The following is a 16,192-nucleotide window of genomic DNA, read 5'->3' on the forward strand; positions in this document are numbered from 1 at the left end:
TTTGCTACTCTACGGTTACTGATTTCGCAAGGTTGCGGGGTTGGTCGACATCGGTGCCTTTTAGAACAGCTACATGATAAGAGAGTAGCTGAAGAGGAATGGTGTAAACCAGCGGTTCTAACCAGAAATCGACAACGGGCAGTTCAATGACATGAATACCCTCTTCCTCTTGGATAGTACCTTCTTCCGCGAAGACAAATAGCTCACCGCCACGCGCTCGAACTTCTTGAAGATTCGCTTTCAGCTTATCCAGCATGTCGTTACGCGGGGCAACGGCAATGACCGGCATCTCTTTGTCGACCAGAGCCAGTGGACCATGCTTTAGCTCACCGGCAGGGTAGGCTTCAGCATGAATGTAGGAGATCTCTTTGAGCTTAAGTGCGCCTTCCATTGCAACTGGATAGAGCGCGCCTCGACCTAGGAAGAGCGAGTGGTGCTTCTCAGCAAACGCTTCTGACATATTCTGAATCTGATCATCCAAGCCAATCACTTGCTCAAGTAAACCAGGTAGTTGGCGCAGTGAGTGGATGATGTAGGCCTCTTTCTCATCGGTCAGCCCCTGTCGGCGGGCCAGCGCGACCGTTGTCAGCATCAGAGCAACAAGCTGTGACGTGAACGCTTTAGTAGACGCTACGCCAATCTCTGGACCTGCCTGTGTCATCAGAGAAAGTTGTGATTCACGGACCAGCGAGCTACCAGGAACGTTACAGATAGCTAATGAACCCGCCACTCGAGATTGAATATCACGCAGTGCGGCCAAGGTGTCAGCGGTCTCACCCGATTGAGAAATCGTCAGCAATAGAGTGCCTTCGGGTACAACGGCTTTGCGGTAACGAAACTCAGATGCCACCTCTACCGAACATGGCAAATTAGCTAATTCTTCGATCCAGTAACGCGCCACCATACCGGCATGATAGCTAGTACCACAGGCAAGAATTAAAACCTGCTTAGTGTTATCAAACAGTTCTGCAGCCTCTGCACCAAAGCACTGCTCAAGAAGACGATCTCCGGTTAAACGACCTTCAAGCACATCCGCCATTACAGTCGGCTGCTCATAGATCTCTTTCATCATAAAGTGCTTAAATTCGCCTTTTTCAGCTGCACTTGCTGAGTGCTCGTAACGCGACACAGCTCTCTCAACCGATTGACCTGTCGCATCCCAAATTCGAATCTCATCACGAGTTAGGCAGCCAATGTCGCCATCTTCAAGAAACATGAAACGGTCTGTAACAGGAAGCAGTGCAAGCTGATCGGATGCGATAAAGTTCTCACCAATGCCGACACCAACAACCAGCGGACTGCCTTTACGTGCGGTATAGAGCTGGTCTGGTAGATCCTTGTGTACCACGCCCAAGGCGAATGCACCCTCAAGACGGGCGATGACTTTTGGCAAGGCTGCTAGAAGTGAATCTTCATCTTTAAGGAGCTTGGCAAGTAAGTGAGCGATTACTTCTGTATCAGTCTCAGATGAGAATTGAAAACCATCAGCAAGCAATTCAGCTTTTAGCTCTTCGAAATTTTCGATGATACCATTGTGAACAACTGCAACACTGTCCCCTGACATATGCGGGTGAGCGTTGTGCTCTGCAGGCACACCATGGGTGGCCCAACGCGTATGCGCAATGCCAAGTGTACCTGTGATCGGTGACGCTTCTTGAGCATCCTTAAGAGCCTGTACTTTGCCAATACGGCGTAGACGATTCACAGATTGACCATCATGAATGGCCATGCCCGCTGAGTCATAGCCGCGATACTCCAATCGACTAAGACCCTCTAATAGAATACCGCTGACCTGGCGTTCAGAGACTGCACCTACAATACCGCACATAACGATTAACCTTTCTTTATTGGGCGTTTCCAGCCCGAAATATTTATCTGCTTACCACGTGCAACGGAGAGCTGATCCTCTTCCACTTTACTGGTAATGGTGGAGCCTGCACCGATGGTTGCTCCTGCTCCCACTTGCACGGGTGCGACCAATGAACTGTTTGAACCAATAAATGCACGATCGCCAATCTCGGTCAGGGATTTGTTCACACCGTCGTAATTACAGGTAATGGTGCCAGCACCAACATTTACCTCTTCACCAATCTGTGCATCGCCAATGTAAGAGAGATGGTTCAATTTAGACCCTTGACCAACCAGAGCTTTCTTCGTCTCAACAAAGTTGCCGACTTTCACTCCAGCCGCAAGCTGTGAGCCAGGACGGATACGAGCAAAAGGGCCCAGTTGGCAGGCATCGGCAATGACAGCACCATCAATGTGGGTGTTAGCAAGAATCTCAACACCATCACCGATAATCGAATTTTTAACGCTGCAATTGGGCCCAATCACAACGTTTGAGCCAATGCGTACCTCGCCTTCTGCAACGAAGTTAACGTCAATGTGGCTATCTTGCCCTACCCTCAGTTGCCCTCGCACATCGAATCGAGCTGGATCAGCCAAGGTAACACCAGCATCCATCGCAGCATTGGCCTGCTGAAGTTGATACCAACGCTCTAATTCAGCGAGTTGTCGACGATTATTCACACCCTGTACTTCGAACTCAGATGTAGGATGAAGTGCCTGAACCGTTACACCCGACTCCGCCGCCATTGCGATCAAATCAGTTAGGTAGTACTCACCCTGTGCGTTATCGGAAGAGAGTTGCGGCAACCATTCGTTTAGATGATCGGTTGGCATCGCCATAATGCCAGTGTTCACTTCAGTGATCGCCAATTGCTCTTCATTGGCATCCTTCTGTTCCACTATACCCACAACATCGTTAACCGCACTTCGAAGAATACGGCCGTATCCCGTCGGATCGTCTAGGTTAACGGTCAGAAGCGACACTTTACCCGTTTGAGCGACCTGTACCATCTGCTCTAGCACACTCGCCGGCGTTAATGGCACATCGCCGTAAAGCACTAGCGTAACACCGCCTGCACGAAGACCCGCTGAGGCCTGTGCAACGGCATGGCCCGTGCCTAGCTGCTCAGCCTGTGTATAAAATTGGCAAGATAGATCGGACAACGCCTCTTTAACCTGATCCGCACCATGGCCAACCACAATATGCATCGCGCTGTTGTTTAACTGACTCGCTTGATCAATGACGTGCTTTACCAGCGATTTTCCTGCCAAAGGGTGAAGGACTTTAGGGAGTTTAGATTTCATACGGCTGCCTTGACCGGCCGCAAGAATGACTACATCTATCGACATTAACGGGTGTTTCCAAAAACAAAATTTATCCACTTGACGATACTTTAACCTAAGCGCACACTGCTGCAAGGTTAAATGTCATAAAAAAATTGACAAATATGGATAATTCGCTGTTTTTAGAGATCGGTCTTAGCGACCGTGACGTCTCAATCTACAAGGCCCTGCTAGCGCTTGGCCCCAGTTCGATTCGTACCATTGCTGAGCGTGCAGGGGTCAATCGCGGCACAACCTATGAAGCACTGAAGCAGATGCAGGCGTTAGGTGTGGTCAGCTATCTGCCAAAAGGTAAGCGCCGCATCTTCACAGCACGTGAGCCTGAAGTGTTGGTAGAACTGGCTGAAGAACGCCGTAAACGCTTAGATCTCGCTGTTGAAGAGTTAAAGCGTCGTGTCATACCCGAGCTGCATCAACTCTCGCCTGATTTTAGCGCAGCCAATGTTCAGTGGTATGAGGGTGACGAGGGGATTGAGCAGGTACTCAGAGATATCCTTAACAGTGTTAGCTCAAACCCTGAACCGATCTACTCTGTCTTCTCATCAAAACCGATTCGAAAGCATCTCTACCGTCCCTTCCCGAACTTCACAGCACAGCGTGTTGCTCGAAAGATCAAGGTACGGGTTATCGCGATTGGGGATGGGGGTGAAAGTGCTGATCTGTCAGAACGTAAATGGATCAAAACCGAGGGGCCAGTAGACGCCGCTTATATAGCGATCTATCCACCAAAAATTGCCATCATCTCTTTAGCGTCTGATAACTACCCAACTGCGGTGGTTATCGATTCAAGTGAAGTAGCAGCAGCACAGCAGATCATATTCGATACACTCTGGCGCCTGCTTTAACGTTTAGGCTTACTAACCATCTTGTACTGGCGAGAGCAGTAGCCGCGATCAATCCCTTCTGGACGCTTTTTAAGATGTTTAGTGTTGCGACCAGAGACCCGTTCACGCCACATACGAAACGAACTGGGCTTCATCTCACGCTGCATCAACTTGATCACTTGTGGCTCTGACAAGCTGTACAACCCCTCAATCGCTTCAAAGGGTGTGCGATCTTCCCAAGCCATCTCAATGACTCGCGAAATCGCCTCTTCTGACAGGCCGGCGTGTGCTAGCTTTTGTGACATCTAAACCTCTGAAAAATAAAGCAGGTGTCGTTGTGTACGCCAGCGTATGTGTTTTAGTTCAGATGAGAGGTAGCTTATGAGTGCAGATGACAGGCTGAATGCCTGTCACTGTGTACTAAACCAGCTACGGAGTGACCGTGACAGGCTTTCAGCCTGTCATCGGCTTTGTCAGCGTCTACCAGAGACTGTAGCGTAACTCCTGAGTCGTGTCAGACTAAAGGTCAGACACGGTGCTTTTTCAAAGCACAAAAAAAGGCAGCCGAAGCTGCCTTTTTTGATCGTGTAGATCTTATTTGCCGAGTTTGCGGCGAATTGCATCGAGGGTACGAAGCTGTGCAGCTGCTTCAGCAAGCTGAGTCGCAGCACGTGAGTATTCGAACTCACCCTGCTTGTCAGCCATTGCTTGTTCAGCATGCTTCTGTGCTTCTACAGCGGTTGCTTCATCAAGGTCACCCGCACGTAGTGCAGTATCAGCCAACACAGTAATCTTGTGTGGTTGAACCTCTAGGAAGCCGCCAGATACGTAGAAGATATCCTCTTCACCGCCCTGCTTGCGAAGCTCGACAGGGCCTGGTTTGATTTCCGACAAAAGCGGAGTGTGACCTGGGTAGATACCCAGCTCACCCAGGCTACCTCTCACAGAGACGAATTCGATAAGGCCAGAGAAGATCTCTTCCTCTGCACTTACGATGTCACAATGAACAGTCATAGCCATTTCAATTACCTCTTCAGGTTCCGCTTAAGGGATTACATGCCTTTGGCTTTTTCGACTGCTTCGTCGATGCCGCCAACCATGTAGAACGCCTGCTCTGGTAGAGAGTCGTATTCACCGTTCAGGATGCCTTTAAAGCCACTGATAGTGTCTTTAAGAGAGACATATTTACCTGGTGCACCAGTGAAGACTTCTGCTACGAAGAATGGCTGAGATAGGAAACGCTGGATCTTACGAGCGCGTGCTACCGTCTGCTTATCTTCTTCAGAAAGTTCGTCCATACCTAGGATCGCGATGATGTCTTTAAGCTCTTTGTAGCGCTGTAGGACACCCTGCACTTCACGTGCAGTCTCGTAGTGCTCAGAACCGATTACTAGCGGATCAAGCTGACGAGAAGTAGAGTCTAGTGGGTCTACCGCTGGGTAGATACCTAGCTCTGCGATCTGACGAGACAGTACGACTGTTGCGTCAAGGTGCGAGAAGGTTGTCGCTGGTGATGGGTCAGTCAAGTCATCCGCTGGTACGTATACCGCCTGGATAGAAGTGATCGAACCAGTCTTAGTCGACGTGATACGCTCCTGAAGTACACCCATCTCTTCTGCAAGAGTTGGCTGGTAACCTACCGCTGAAGGCATACGACCTAGCAGTGCTGATACCTCTGTACCCGCAAGTGTGTAACGGTAGATGTTGTCGACGAATAGAAGTACGTCACGACCTTCGTCACGGAACTTCTCAGCCATTGTAAGACCAGTCAACGCTACACGTAGACGGTTACCTGGTGGCTCGTTCATCTGACCGTAAACCATCGCTACTTTCGACTTGTCGAACTGCTCAACGTTTACTACGCCTGCTTCCTGCATTTCGTGGTAGAAGTCGTTACCCTCACGAGTACGCTCACCTACACCTGCGAATACAGATAGACCAGAGTGCTGAGTTGCGATGTTGTTGATCAACTCCATCATGTTTACGGTTTTACCTACACCGGCACCACCGAACAGACCGATCTTACCACCCTTAGCGAAAGGACAAACAAGGTCGATTACCTTGATGCCTGTCTCAAGCAGTTCGTTAGTCGCTGCTTGGTCTGCGTAAGAAGGTGCTTTACGGTGAATTGGGTAACGCTCCTCTTCACCGATCGGGCCACACTCATCGATTGGGTTACCTAGTACGTCCATGATACGACCTAGGGTCGCTGTACCTACAGGTACAGATACTGGAGCACCAGTGTTTACAACGTCCAGACCACGGCTTGCACCTTCAGTCTGACCCATTGCGATAGTACGTACGACACCGTCACCCAGCTGTTGCTGAACTTCTAGTGTCAGGTTGGTTTTAGTGACGTTTAGTGCGTCATAAACCTTCGGTACATCTTCACGTGGGAATTCCACGTCAACGACTGCACCGATAATCTGAACAATACGTCCGCTACTCATGTTCGGATCCTCTTAACTTATTAGCCTGTTAACTGCTTTAAACAGCAGCAGCACCACTTACGATTTCAGAAATTTCCTGTGTAATCGCTGCCTGACGCGCTTTGTTGTAGATCAACTGAAGCTCGTCGATTAGGTTGCCGGCGTTGTCGGTTGCATTCTTCATTGCCAACATACGCGCTGCCTGTTCACAGGCGTTATTCTCAACAACTGCTTGGTACACCATTGATTCAACGTAACGAGTCAAAAGACCTGTTAGTAGATCACGAGCATCTGGCTCGTAGATGTAATCCCAGTGGTGGTTGAGAGTGTCGTCGTCTTCTTCAGCCTGAAGGGGCAGAAGCTGTTCAATAGTCGGCTTTTGCGTCATGGTGTTAACGAACTCGTTCGATACCACGTATAGACGGTCAAGTTTGCCTTCGTTGAAGCTATCAAGCATCACTTTTACTGAACCGATTAGCGCTTCCAACTCTGGTGCATCGCCTAGGCCGCTTGTTGCTGCCTTAACGTTACCGCCGTAGTTACGGAAGAAGCTAACTGCTTTACCACCAATTGCACAGAAATCGATCTCGACATTCTGTGAATTGAACTCCTTCATTTTGCCAATAGCAGCCTTGAACAAGTTAACGTTCAGGCCACCACAGAGTCCGCGATCAGAACCGACAACAATGAAACCTACTCGTTTCAGGTCGTTGTTCTGCATGTAAAGGTGTTTGTATTCAGGGTTAGCTTTCGCTAAGTGCTGAATCACACCACGGATACTGCGTGCGTATGGACGAGAAGACTCCATGCGATCTTGGGCACGGCGCATCTTAGATGCAGCAACCATTTCCATGGCGCTGGTAATCTTACGTGTGCTACCGATACTCGCGATCTGCGTCTTAATCTCTTTTCCGACTGCCATAAATCCGCCTCTATTCCTTGACTTAGTATCGGCTGAACAGAGTCTGTTCAGCCGTTCTGCTCATAACTCGAGCGCTTACCAAGTCTGGGTAGATTTGAACTTCTCGATGCCAGCTTTGAATCCAGCAGCGATTTCGTCATTGTAATCGCCTGATTCATTCACTTTAGCCATCAGGTCAGCATGCTCCGAGTTGAAGTATGCAACCAATGCAGCTTCGAATGCACCGATTTTGTTCAATTCTACGTCGCTCAGGAAGCCTTCGTTCGCAGCGTACAAGCTCAAGCCCATCTCAGCGACAGACATTGGAGAGTACTGCTTCTGCTTCATCAGTTCTGTAACGCGCTGACCGTGCTCTAGTTGTGCACGAGTCGCTTCGTCAAGGTCTGAAGCAAACTGCGAGAACGCTGCCAATTCACGGTACTGTGCAAGTGCTAGACGTACACCGCCACCCAATTTCTTGATGACTTTAGTCTGAGCCGCACCACCTACACGTGATACTGACAGACCTGCGTTGATCGCAGGACGAATACCTGAGTTAAACATACCAGTTTCAAGGAAGATCTGACCGTCTGTGATCGAGATAACGTTGGTTGGTACGAACGCCGAAACGTCGCCACCCTGAGTCTCGATTACAGGTAGAGCAGTCAATGAACCTGTTTGTCCTTTAACTTCACCTTTAGTGAACTCTTCTACGTAGTCAGCGTTAACACGCGCTGCACGCTCTAGTAGGCGTGAGTGTAGGTAGAATACGTCACCTGGGTATGCTTCACGACCTGGTGGACGACGAAGAAGAAGTGAAATCTGACGGTAAGCCCAAGCTTGTTTAGTTAGGTCATCGTAGATAATCAGTGCGTCTTCACCGCGGTCACGGAAGTACTCACCCATTGCACAGCCTGCGTATGGAGCTAGGAACTGCATTGCTGCAGGATCTGCTGCACCCGCTGCTACAACGATCGTGTGATCCATTGCGCCGTGCTCTTCAAGCTTACGTACTACGTTAGCGATAGTAGACTGTTTCTGGCCCACTGCTACGTAGATACATTTGATACCAGTACCTTTCTGGTTGATGATCGCGTCGATCGCAATTGCCGACTTACCGATCTGACGGTCACCGATGATCAACTCACGCTGACCACGGCCGATTGGTACCATTGCATCGATCGCTTTCAGACCAGTCTGAACTGGCTGGTCAACAGACTGACGAGCGATAACGCCTGGCGCTACCTTCTCTACTGCGTCTGTGATTTTTGCGTCGATAGCACCTTTACCGTCGATTGGGTTACCTAGTGCGTCTACAACGCGACCAAGTAGCTCAGGACCTACTGGTACTTCAAGGATACGGCCAGTACATTTAGCCGTCATGCCTTCTTTAAGACCTTGGTAATCACCAAGAACTACGGCACCGACAGAGTCACGCTCAAGGTTAAGCGCCATACCGTAGACGCCACCAGGGAACTCGATCATTTCGCCGTACATTACGTCAGCTAGACCGTGGATCAGGATGATACCATCGGATACGCTAACGATTGTGCCCTCGTTACGGGCTTCTGAAGACACATCAAGTGACTCGATGCGCTTCTTGAGAATCTCGCTGATCTCAGATGGATTCAGTTGCTGCATTTCTATTCCTCATTCTCAGGAATTCATCGCTTCGGCCAGTTTCGCAAGTCGAGCACGAACCGAACCGTCGATCACAAGGTCGTCTGTACGAACAATTACACCGCCTAGGATAGACTTGTCTACCTGTGCAGTGACTGCTACTTCACGACCCAACTTGGTGCTAAGCGCCTTAGCCAATTTCTGCTGCTGTTCATCAGCAAGATCGAAGGCAGTTGTCAGATCCACTTCAATTGAAGCTTCCTGAGCTGACTTCAGCTTTTTGAACTGTGCAGCGATCTCTGGCAACAGAGCCAAGCGCTGATTTTCTGCCAATAGAGCCATAAAGTTTTGGCCCGCTTGGTCGATGTCGCCTTCTAAAAGGCCATTCAGCGTCCCAGCTTTCTGCTCAGACGTTAGGGCTGGGTTTGCCAGCACCTGGGCTACTGTCGCATCCGCTACACAAGAGGCAGCGATTGACAGCATGTTAGCCCACTGATCGAGGCTGCCCTTGCTAGCTGCATATTCAAATGCAGCTTTTGTGTAGGGCCGAGCGACTGTATTGAGTTCAGCCATCGTAAACCTCGCTTAAAGCTCCGCAGCTAGTTTTTCAACTAACTGTGCGTGTGCTTTCTCGTCAACAGAGGCTTCCAGAATTTTTTCAGCGCCAGCTAGTGCTAGTGCTGCAACCTGTGCACGAAGAGCTTCCTTCGCTTGGTTGATCTCTTGTTCGATTTCCGCTTCAGCAGCAGCTTTAACGCGATTAGCTTCTTCGCGCGCTTGCTCTTTAGCTTCGTCAACAATCTGGTTAGCCCGCTTGTTGGCCTGTTCAATGATGGCAGCTGCTTGCTCTTTAGATTCGCGCAGATTATCTGTCGCTTTCTCTTGAGCTAGCTTCAGATCGCGCTCAGCGCGTTCTGCCGCATCAAGACCATCTGCAATCTTCTTCTTACGTTCAGCCAGTGCACTTGTTAGTGGTGGCCATACGTATTTCATACAAAATACGACGAAGATGAAGAACGCGATAGCCTGACCAATGATGGTGAGATTGATATTCACGCCATTATCCTCGCGGTTGTCTGATTAAAAGTAGTGAAACCCATGGGGTATCTAGTTAAAAAACTACTTGTTAGCCAGCAACAGCGAACAGTACGTATAGACCAAGACCAACACCGATCATAGGAACAGCGTCGACAAGACCCATTACGATGAAGAACTGAGTACGTAGTAGTGGGATCAGTTCTGGCTGACGAGCAGCACCTTCAAGGAATTTGCCACCTAGAACGCCGATACCGACCGCAGCGCCTACAGCGCCTAGACCCATCATCAGTGCACCAGCAATGTACAGCAATGCCATTTCCATCGTTTTTCTCCGATTTAGTTAATTTAAGGTTATTACAGTTAGTAAACTCTTGTTATTCCGCTTAGTGATCTTCGTGGGCCATCGCCAAGTAGACGATTGTTAGGACCATGAAGATAAACGCCTGAAGCGTAATAACTAGAATGTGGAAAATTGCCCATGGAACCGACAGGATCCATTGAGCCCAGAACGGCAGCAGTGCAATCAGGATGAAGATCATCTCACCTGCGTACATGTTACCGAAAAGACGTAGTGCCAATGATACTGGCTTAGCCAGTAGACCAACCACTTCTAGGAAGAGGTTGAATGGCAGCAACCATTTGCCTAAAGGCTGGAAGCTAAGCTCTGCTAGGAACCCGCCAAGACCTTTCTGCTTGATGCTGTAGTAAAGAATAAGTGCAAAGACGCTCAACGCCATACCCGCGGTCGCGTTTACGTCAGTCGTTGGAACCACTTTCATGAAGTGGATACCCATCTCTGCTGCTAGGAATGGAATCCAGTCAACGGGAACCAAGTCCATGGTGTTCATTAGGAAGATCCATACAAAGATGGTCAACGCCAATGGAGCGATGAGTGCATTTTTGTAGTGGAAGATACTCTTCACGTTGTCATCGATGAACTCGATGATGGTTTCTACAAAGTTTTGAGCGCCGCCAGGTACATCACTTGTCGCACTTTTAGCCACCTTACGGAAGAACCACACGAACGCTAGACCAAGAGCAATCGACCAGAACATTGTGTCTACGTTGATCGCCCAGAAGCCCATCTCAGCAGCTTCTTGCGCACTGTGCGCAAAGCCAAGACCGTTAACAGGGTGGTTACCAAAGGTAAGGTTGGTTAAGTGGTGAGCAATATACTCTGAGGAGGTAACTGTTCCAGATGCCATTCTCAGTTTCTCTCTTTATCGAAGGTTAAGAATCCGTTTTAACGCCGAACTGCATGATCAGATTACTGACCTGAAGCAGAATCAACATCGCAAATAAGGAAAAAACACTGATGGGTTTTACCAGCACAAACGCCAGTGAAAAACTGATGGCCATCAATGCCATTTTCCATATTTGACTCGCATACAACTCTGCGAGTGTCCCTTGTGCAGACCCCTGTGTCTGCTTGTTAAAGTGCTTGTTTGCGAAATAGGCGTTAGGAATCAAGTAGATTAAACCACCTATAAGCATTGAGTACGCTGCTACAAAATCAATAAATACAGCGACTGCACTTAGCACTAACAGGATGCCTGACTGATATTTCAAAACGGTGAAATATCGAGCTTTCGCCCTATCAGAACGCTTACCAATGAGGTTTGGATTCATCATCTTTGCCCAAAAGTAGTGCGTTTATCCCAGCTAATGCGGGCGCAATTGTAGGTGAAAAGGGAATAAGCATCAAGTACAGAGTAGTCTAACTATGACTAAGGTCTTGTTCGCTTTAATCGCGAAGTTGTTTAACGATCGCTTTTAGCTCTTTAGCATCATTGTAGCTGATCACAATCTTACCCTGACCCTTTGCGTTTTCGCTCAGCGTCACTTTGGTAGATAGCAGTCGAGTCAGATCTTCAACGATACGCTCATGCTTGCTGGTAAGCTCTGGCTTCGCTTTAGGCTCCGTTGGATTTTGCAAAGTGCGCACCAATAACTCAGTCTGACGAACCGATAGGCCTTTAGCCACAACCTCTCGACCGGCATCGATCTGTAACGCTTCCGTGAGAGGCAGTAGAGCACGCGCATGACCCATCTCAAGGTCTCCATGCTCTAACATACGTTTGACTTCGTCGGTCAGGTTAAGAAGACGCAGAAGGTTGGCAACGGCGGTGCGCGATTTTCCAACGGCATCAGCCACCTCTTGCTGTGACAGTTCAAACTCCTGCTGAAGGCGCTGCAGGGCTATGGCCTCTTCGATCGGGTTTAGGTTTTCACGTTGAATGTTTTCGATGAGTGCCATCGCAATGGCCGCTTCATCAGGAACATCTCGAATGACAACAGGCACACGCTCTAAACCAGCCATCTGGGCTGCACGCCAGCGACGCTCACCCGCGATGATTTCAAAATTATCACCACCGATAGGTCGCACCACAATCGGCTGCATAATGCCTTGCGCTTTAATCGAAGCGGCTAGCTCTTCAAGCGCTTGAGGCTCCATATCACGGCGCGGTTGGTAACGACCACGACTTAGGCGCTCAACCGCCAGTTCAGTGAGTTGCGTAGAGTCACTCGATTGGTCGTTCGCGACAGTCGCTGCAGAACCGGAAAGTAGGGCGTCTAAACCACGACCCAATCCACGACGTTTAGTGCTCATTTCAACTCCTTAAGAAACCGCTTGGGTTTGCTCTTTATCGGTACGGCGAACCAGTTCACCCGCCAGTGCCAGGTATGCAATCGCACCTCGAGAATTTTTATCGTACATGATCGCCGGTAGACCGTGGCTGGGGGCCTCTGCTAAACGGACATTACGTGGAATGACTGTACGGTAAACCTGATCACCAAAATACTCTAGGAGATGATCAGAGACATCCTTGGTCAAACTCATGCGTGGATCGAACATGGTGCGCAAAATACCCTCAATCTTCAGGCGAGGGTTAAGACGTTCATGAATCTTATCGATGGTGCCCACCAGTGCACTGATCCCTTCGAGAGCATAGTATTCACACTGCATAGGTATAATAACCCCGTCAGAGCAAGCCAGTGCATTCACCGTTAGCAAACTCAGCGAAGGTGGGTTATCGATCAGAATAAAATCGTATTGGTCAGCCACAGCATCGAGCGCCATCTTCAGACGAAACTCTCTACGTGTCATCTGCAGAAGTTCAACTTCTGCCGCCGTTAGGTCGCCATTGGCCCCTAAAACATCGTAGCCTACTTCTAAATTGGTGATGATCGACTCTTTGGCGCTCGCTTGATCGGTTAATAGCTCATAGACCGAGAGGGTAAGATCATGCTTATCAACACCAGAGCCCATCGTCGCATTACCCTGAGGATCCAGATCGATGAGCAGAACGCGCTTGTGCATAGCAGCCAGTGATGCCGCTAAGTTCACGCTGGTGGTGGTTTTACCAACCCCACCTTTCTGATTGGTGACCGTTAAAATCTTGGCCAACTTACACTCTCCCAATTTTCAACAGGTGTCGCTCTTCATCAAGACCGGGCACTTGAAGGGGGTAACTCTCGATTAAATGGTACTGATTTGGCAGATCTGCCAACTCCTGATCAGGATAACGGCCTTTCATCGCAAGAAACAGACCCTGATCGGCTAATAGCTCAGCGCTTAACGTTACCATATCTTCGATAGAAGCAAAGGCCCTAGAGGTAACTTGTTGGAAAGTACGACCGGCAAACGCCTCAACCCGACCATGAACCACCTCTAAATTCGATAGATTCAACTCAACTTTTACCTGATGCTGAAACCGAGTTTTTTTACCGTTGCTGTCCAGAGTAACAACTGGCATATCAGGATTAAGAATGGCCATAGGAATTCCAGGTAACCCAGCACCACTACCGACGTCGATAAGGTCGGTTTTTTCTACGTAGGGCGCAATCGCGACACTGTCCAAAATATGTTTTATCAGCATCTGTTTTGGATCGCGTATCGCCGTCAGATTGTAGGTTTTGTTCCATTTCTGTAACAAGGCTAAGTAGGCCAACAGCTGCTCAACCTGTAATTCAGATACAGACAGGTTTAACCGACTTAGACCTGACTCTAAATCGTTTTTTGGATTGTAATCCATTAACTGGCCGCCTTAGCTTGAAGCTGAAGTTTCTTCAAATGAACCAATAACAGCGAGATAGCCGCTGGCGTCATGCCCTGAATCCTTGAAGCCTGAGCAATAGTCACCGGGCGGACATGCTCTAGCTTAGATTTTAATTCGTTTGAGAGACCACCAACGGCATCATAATCGAAGTCCTCAGGCAAAGAGGTATTCTCTTGACGACGCATCTGATCAATCTCTTGCTTCTGACGATCAATATAACCGGCGTACTTGATCGAGATCTCAATCTGCTCTTCAGCCGCCGCCTCAATCTCAACCTCAGAAGGTTTAATGGATTTGATATCGGCATAGCTAAGTTCAGGACGCTTTACCAGATCAGCAAGGTTGTACTCACGTGCCAACGGTGAACTCAGCTTGGGTTCCAATGCAGCCGCTTCTGCTGACTTTGGTTGAATCCAAGTCGATGAGAGCCGTGCCATTTCACAATCAATCTGATCGCGTTTAGTCGAGAAGGCGGTCCAGCGATCATCACCAACGACACCCAGTTTGCGACCTATCTCGGTCAAACGAATATCCGCGTTATCTTCGCGCAACACCAAACGGTATTCAGCACGGGAGGTGAACATACGGTAAGGCTCTGATGTGCCGTGCGTAATCAAATCATCAACCAAGACACCGATGTAGGCTTCGTCACGACGCGGATACCACTGATCCTGATCCAGTGCACGAGCAGCGGCATTCATACCGGCCAACAACCCTTGTGCGCCCGCCTCTTCGTAGCCTGTTGTGCCATTGATTTGACCGGCAAAGTAGAGACCAGAGATCACTTTGGTCTCAAGTGTGTGTTTCAAATCCTGAGGATTGAAATAATCGTATTCGATGGCATAACCCGGACGTGTGATATGAGCGTTTTCAAAACCGCGCATTGAACGGATGACCTCAAGCTGCACATCAAATGGCAAACTGGTTGAGACACCATTTGGGTAGAGCTCGTGCGTGGTTAACCCTTCCGGCTCAACGAAAACCTGGTGGGAGTCTTTGTCCGCAAAGCGGTGAATCTTATCTTCAATGGAAGGGCAGTAACGCGGTCCTATCCCTTCAATAATCCCAGAGTACATCGGCGAGCGATCAAGGTTATTTCGAATAATCTCGTGTGTCCGCTCATTGGTATGCGTGATGTAACAACTGATCTGTTCTGGTTGGTCACTCGCCTGGCCCATAAACGACATGATAGGCGTTGGTGTATCACCAGGTTGTTCTTGCATCACTGAGAAATCGACACTGCGTGCGTCAATTCGTGGCGGTGTACCCGTTTTGAGACGGTCAACGCGAAGAGGATACTCACGTAAACGCTCTGCGAGTCGTAATGAAGGCGGATCACCGGCACGACCACCCTGATAATTTTGCATACCAATGTGAATCAAACCGCCAAGGAAGGTACCTGCTGTTAAGACAACGCTGTTTGCAAAGAAACGAATGCCAGCTTGGGTCACAGCACCGCGAACTTCATCATTTTCTACGATGAGATCATCGACCGCCTGCTGAAAGATATCGAGGTTAGGTTGGTTTTCAAGAATAGAACGGATGGCTGCTTTGTAAAGAATACGATCCGCTTGTGCACGTGTGGCACGCACAGCGGGACCTTTGCGTGCATTAAGCGTTCTAAACTGAATACCGCCCTTATCGGTAGCACGAGCCATCGCACCATCCAGTGCATCAATCTCTTTAACAAGATGACTCTTACCAATACCACCGATGGCCGGGTTACATGACATTTGACCCAGTGTCTCAATATTGTGAGTCAATAGCAGGGTTTTAGCCCCTTTACGTGCTGATGCTAATGCCGCTTCAGTGCCAGCGTGACCGCCACCAATAATCAACACGTCATAACGATCTGGATAATCCACTCTCTACCTCTTAGCTGCCTTTTCAAACCTAGACAGAAATATGGCGCGGATTATACCTAGGGATTGCCATTGAAGAAATGGTTAAAAAATAGCCAACCTGCTGTTTGTAGAGTGAGAGTAGATAAATAAAAAATAAAATAAATATATAAAGAGAGTTTATTATTTTTAATATTATTTAAGTAGGCTGATTTCTGTTATTAACTGATTAAAAATCAATAAAAACAGTAGTTTGTAGAAATTATAACCCGCTTATAAAGCGCGA

General features: G+C 48.7%; 17 protein-coding genes. 1 reads left to right on the forward strand and 16 read right to left on the reverse strand.

The features are described from left to right. Window positions 1–4: 4 nt before the first annotated feature. Both glmS and glmU read right to left on the reverse strand, forming a co-directional pair. The gene (gene glmS / locus XMG59_RS09560; protein ID WP_173498603.1) at window positions 5–1,828 is read right to left on the reverse strand and encodes a glutamine--fructose-6-phosphate transaminase (isomerizing); all 1,824 of its coding nucleotides are present in this window, start codon (window positions 1,826–1,828) and stop codon (window positions 5–7) included. 5 nt (window positions 1,829–1,833) lie between these two features. Further along, entirely contained in the window at window positions 1,834–3,198 is a 1,365-nt protein-coding gene (glmU, locus tag XMG59_RS09565; RefSeq protein WP_173498604.1) for a bifunctional UDP-N-acetylglucosamine diphosphorylase/glucosamine-1-phosphate N-acetyltransferase GlmU, read from the reverse strand. A 98-nt stretch (window positions 3,199–3,296) separates the two neighbouring features. Between glmU and XMG59_RS09570 the strand changes: the two genes are divergently transcribed. Beyond that, the gene (locus XMG59_RS09570) at window positions 3,297–4,037 is read left to right on the forward strand and encodes a TrmB family transcriptional regulator (protein WP_173483708.1); all 741 of its coding nucleotides are present in this window, start codon (window positions 3,297–3,299) and stop codon (window positions 4,035–4,037) included. On the opposite strand, the gene XMG59_RS09575 is transcribed toward XMG59_RS09570, so the two are convergent. The 14 genes from XMG59_RS09575 to mnmG all read right to left on the reverse strand — a co-directional run bounded on the left by XMG59_RS09575 (window position 4,034) and on the right by mnmG (window position 15,930). Beyond that, window positions 4,034–4,321 carry a TIGR03643 family protein gene (locus XMG59_RS09575; RefSeq protein ID WP_173482151.1) on the reverse strand — a complete coding sequence of 96 codons (288 nt, stop codon included), beginning with the start codon at window positions 4,319–4,321 and terminating at the stop codon, window positions 4,034–4,036. The genes XMG59_RS09570 and XMG59_RS09575 overlap by 4 nt on opposite strands. A 289-nt stretch (window positions 4,322–4,610) precedes the next feature. Next, window positions 4,611–5,036 (reverse strand): F0F1 ATP synthase subunit epsilon, encoded by a 426-nt coding sequence (locus XMG59_RS09580; RefSeq protein WP_173482152.1) that lies wholly within the window; start codon window positions 5,034–5,036, stop codon window positions 4,611–4,613. A gap of 32 nt (window positions 5,037–5,068) precedes the next feature. Next, window positions 5,069–6,466 carry a F0F1 ATP synthase subunit beta gene (gene atpD, locus XMG59_RS09585; protein ID WP_173482153.1) on the reverse strand — a complete coding sequence of 466 codons (1,398 nt, stop codon included), beginning with the start codon at window positions 6,464–6,466 and terminating at the stop codon, window positions 5,069–5,071. A 37-nt stretch (window positions 6,467–6,503) separates the two neighbouring features. Then, window positions 6,504–7,367 carry a F0F1 ATP synthase subunit gamma gene (gene atpG, locus XMG59_RS09590; protein WP_173482154.1) on the reverse strand — a complete coding sequence of 288 codons (864 nt, stop codon included), beginning with the start codon at window positions 7,365–7,367 and terminating at the stop codon, window positions 6,504–6,506. Window positions 7,368–7,442: 75 nt separating this feature from the next. After that, window positions 7,443–8,987 (reverse strand): F0F1 ATP synthase subunit alpha, encoded by a 1,545-nt coding sequence (gene atpA / locus XMG59_RS09595; RefSeq protein ID WP_173482155.1) that lies wholly within the window; start codon window positions 8,985–8,987, stop codon window positions 7,443–7,445. A 15-nt stretch (window positions 8,988–9,002) separates the two neighbouring features. Next, window positions 9,003–9,539, reverse strand: coding sequence for a F0F1 ATP synthase subunit delta (locus XMG59_RS09600; RefSeq protein ID WP_173482156.1), 537 nt, complete (start codon window positions 9,537–9,539; stop codon window positions 9,003–9,005). Between the two features lie 12 nt (window positions 9,540–9,551). Then, window positions 9,552–10,022, reverse strand: coding sequence for a F0F1 ATP synthase subunit B (locus tag XMG59_RS09605; protein ID WP_173482157.1), 471 nt, complete (start codon window positions 10,020–10,022; stop codon window positions 9,552–9,554). A 70-nt stretch (window positions 10,023–10,092) separates the two neighbouring features. Then, complete coding sequence (gene atpE / locus XMG59_RS09610; protein WP_169451839.1) at window positions 10,093–10,326, reverse strand: F0F1 ATP synthase subunit C; 234 nt, start codon at window positions 10,324–10,326, stop codon at window positions 10,093–10,095. A gap of 61 nt (window positions 10,327–10,387) precedes the next feature. Next, window positions 10,388–11,209, reverse strand: coding sequence for a F0F1 ATP synthase subunit A (gene atpB, locus XMG59_RS09615; RefSeq protein WP_173482158.1), 822 nt, complete (start codon window positions 11,207–11,209; stop codon window positions 10,388–10,390). Window positions 11,210–11,234: 25 nt separating this feature from the next. Further along, a complete protein-coding gene (locus XMG59_RS09620) occupies window positions 11,235–11,636 on the reverse strand; it encodes an ATP synthase subunit I (RefSeq protein WP_173482159.1) in 402 nt (133 codons plus the stop codon). Window positions 11,637–11,748: 112 nt separating this feature from the next. Then, window positions 11,749–12,615: a ParB/RepB/Spo0J family partition protein gene (locus tag XMG59_RS09625; RefSeq protein WP_173482160.1), complete on the reverse strand. Its 867-nt coding sequence runs from the start codon at window positions 12,613–12,615 to the stop codon at window positions 11,749–11,751. A gap of 9 nt (window positions 12,616–12,624) precedes the next feature. Then, entirely contained in the window at window positions 12,625–13,413 is a 789-nt protein-coding gene (locus tag XMG59_RS09630) for a ParA family protein (protein ID WP_173498605.1), read from the reverse strand. Between the two features lies 1 nt (window position 13,414). Further along, entirely contained in the window at window positions 13,415–14,041 is a 627-nt protein-coding gene (rsmG, locus tag XMG59_RS09635; RefSeq protein ID WP_173482162.1) for a 16S rRNA (guanine(527)-N(7))-methyltransferase RsmG, read from the reverse strand. Beyond that, window positions 14,041–15,930, reverse strand: coding sequence for a tRNA uridine-5-carboxymethylaminomethyl(34) synthesis enzyme MnmG (gene mnmG / locus XMG59_RS09640; protein WP_173482163.1), 1,890 nt, complete (start codon window positions 15,928–15,930; stop codon window positions 14,041–14,043). The genes rsmG and mnmG overlap by 1 nt, the downstream gene beginning before the upstream one ends. Between the last annotated feature and the right edge of the window lie 262 nt (window positions 15,931–16,192).

It is taken from the genome of Marinobacterium sp. xm-g-59, from assembly GCF_013283315.1.
Classification (GTDB): Bacteria; Pseudomonadota; Gammaproteobacteria; order Pseudomonadales; family Balneatricaceae; genus Marinobacterium_E.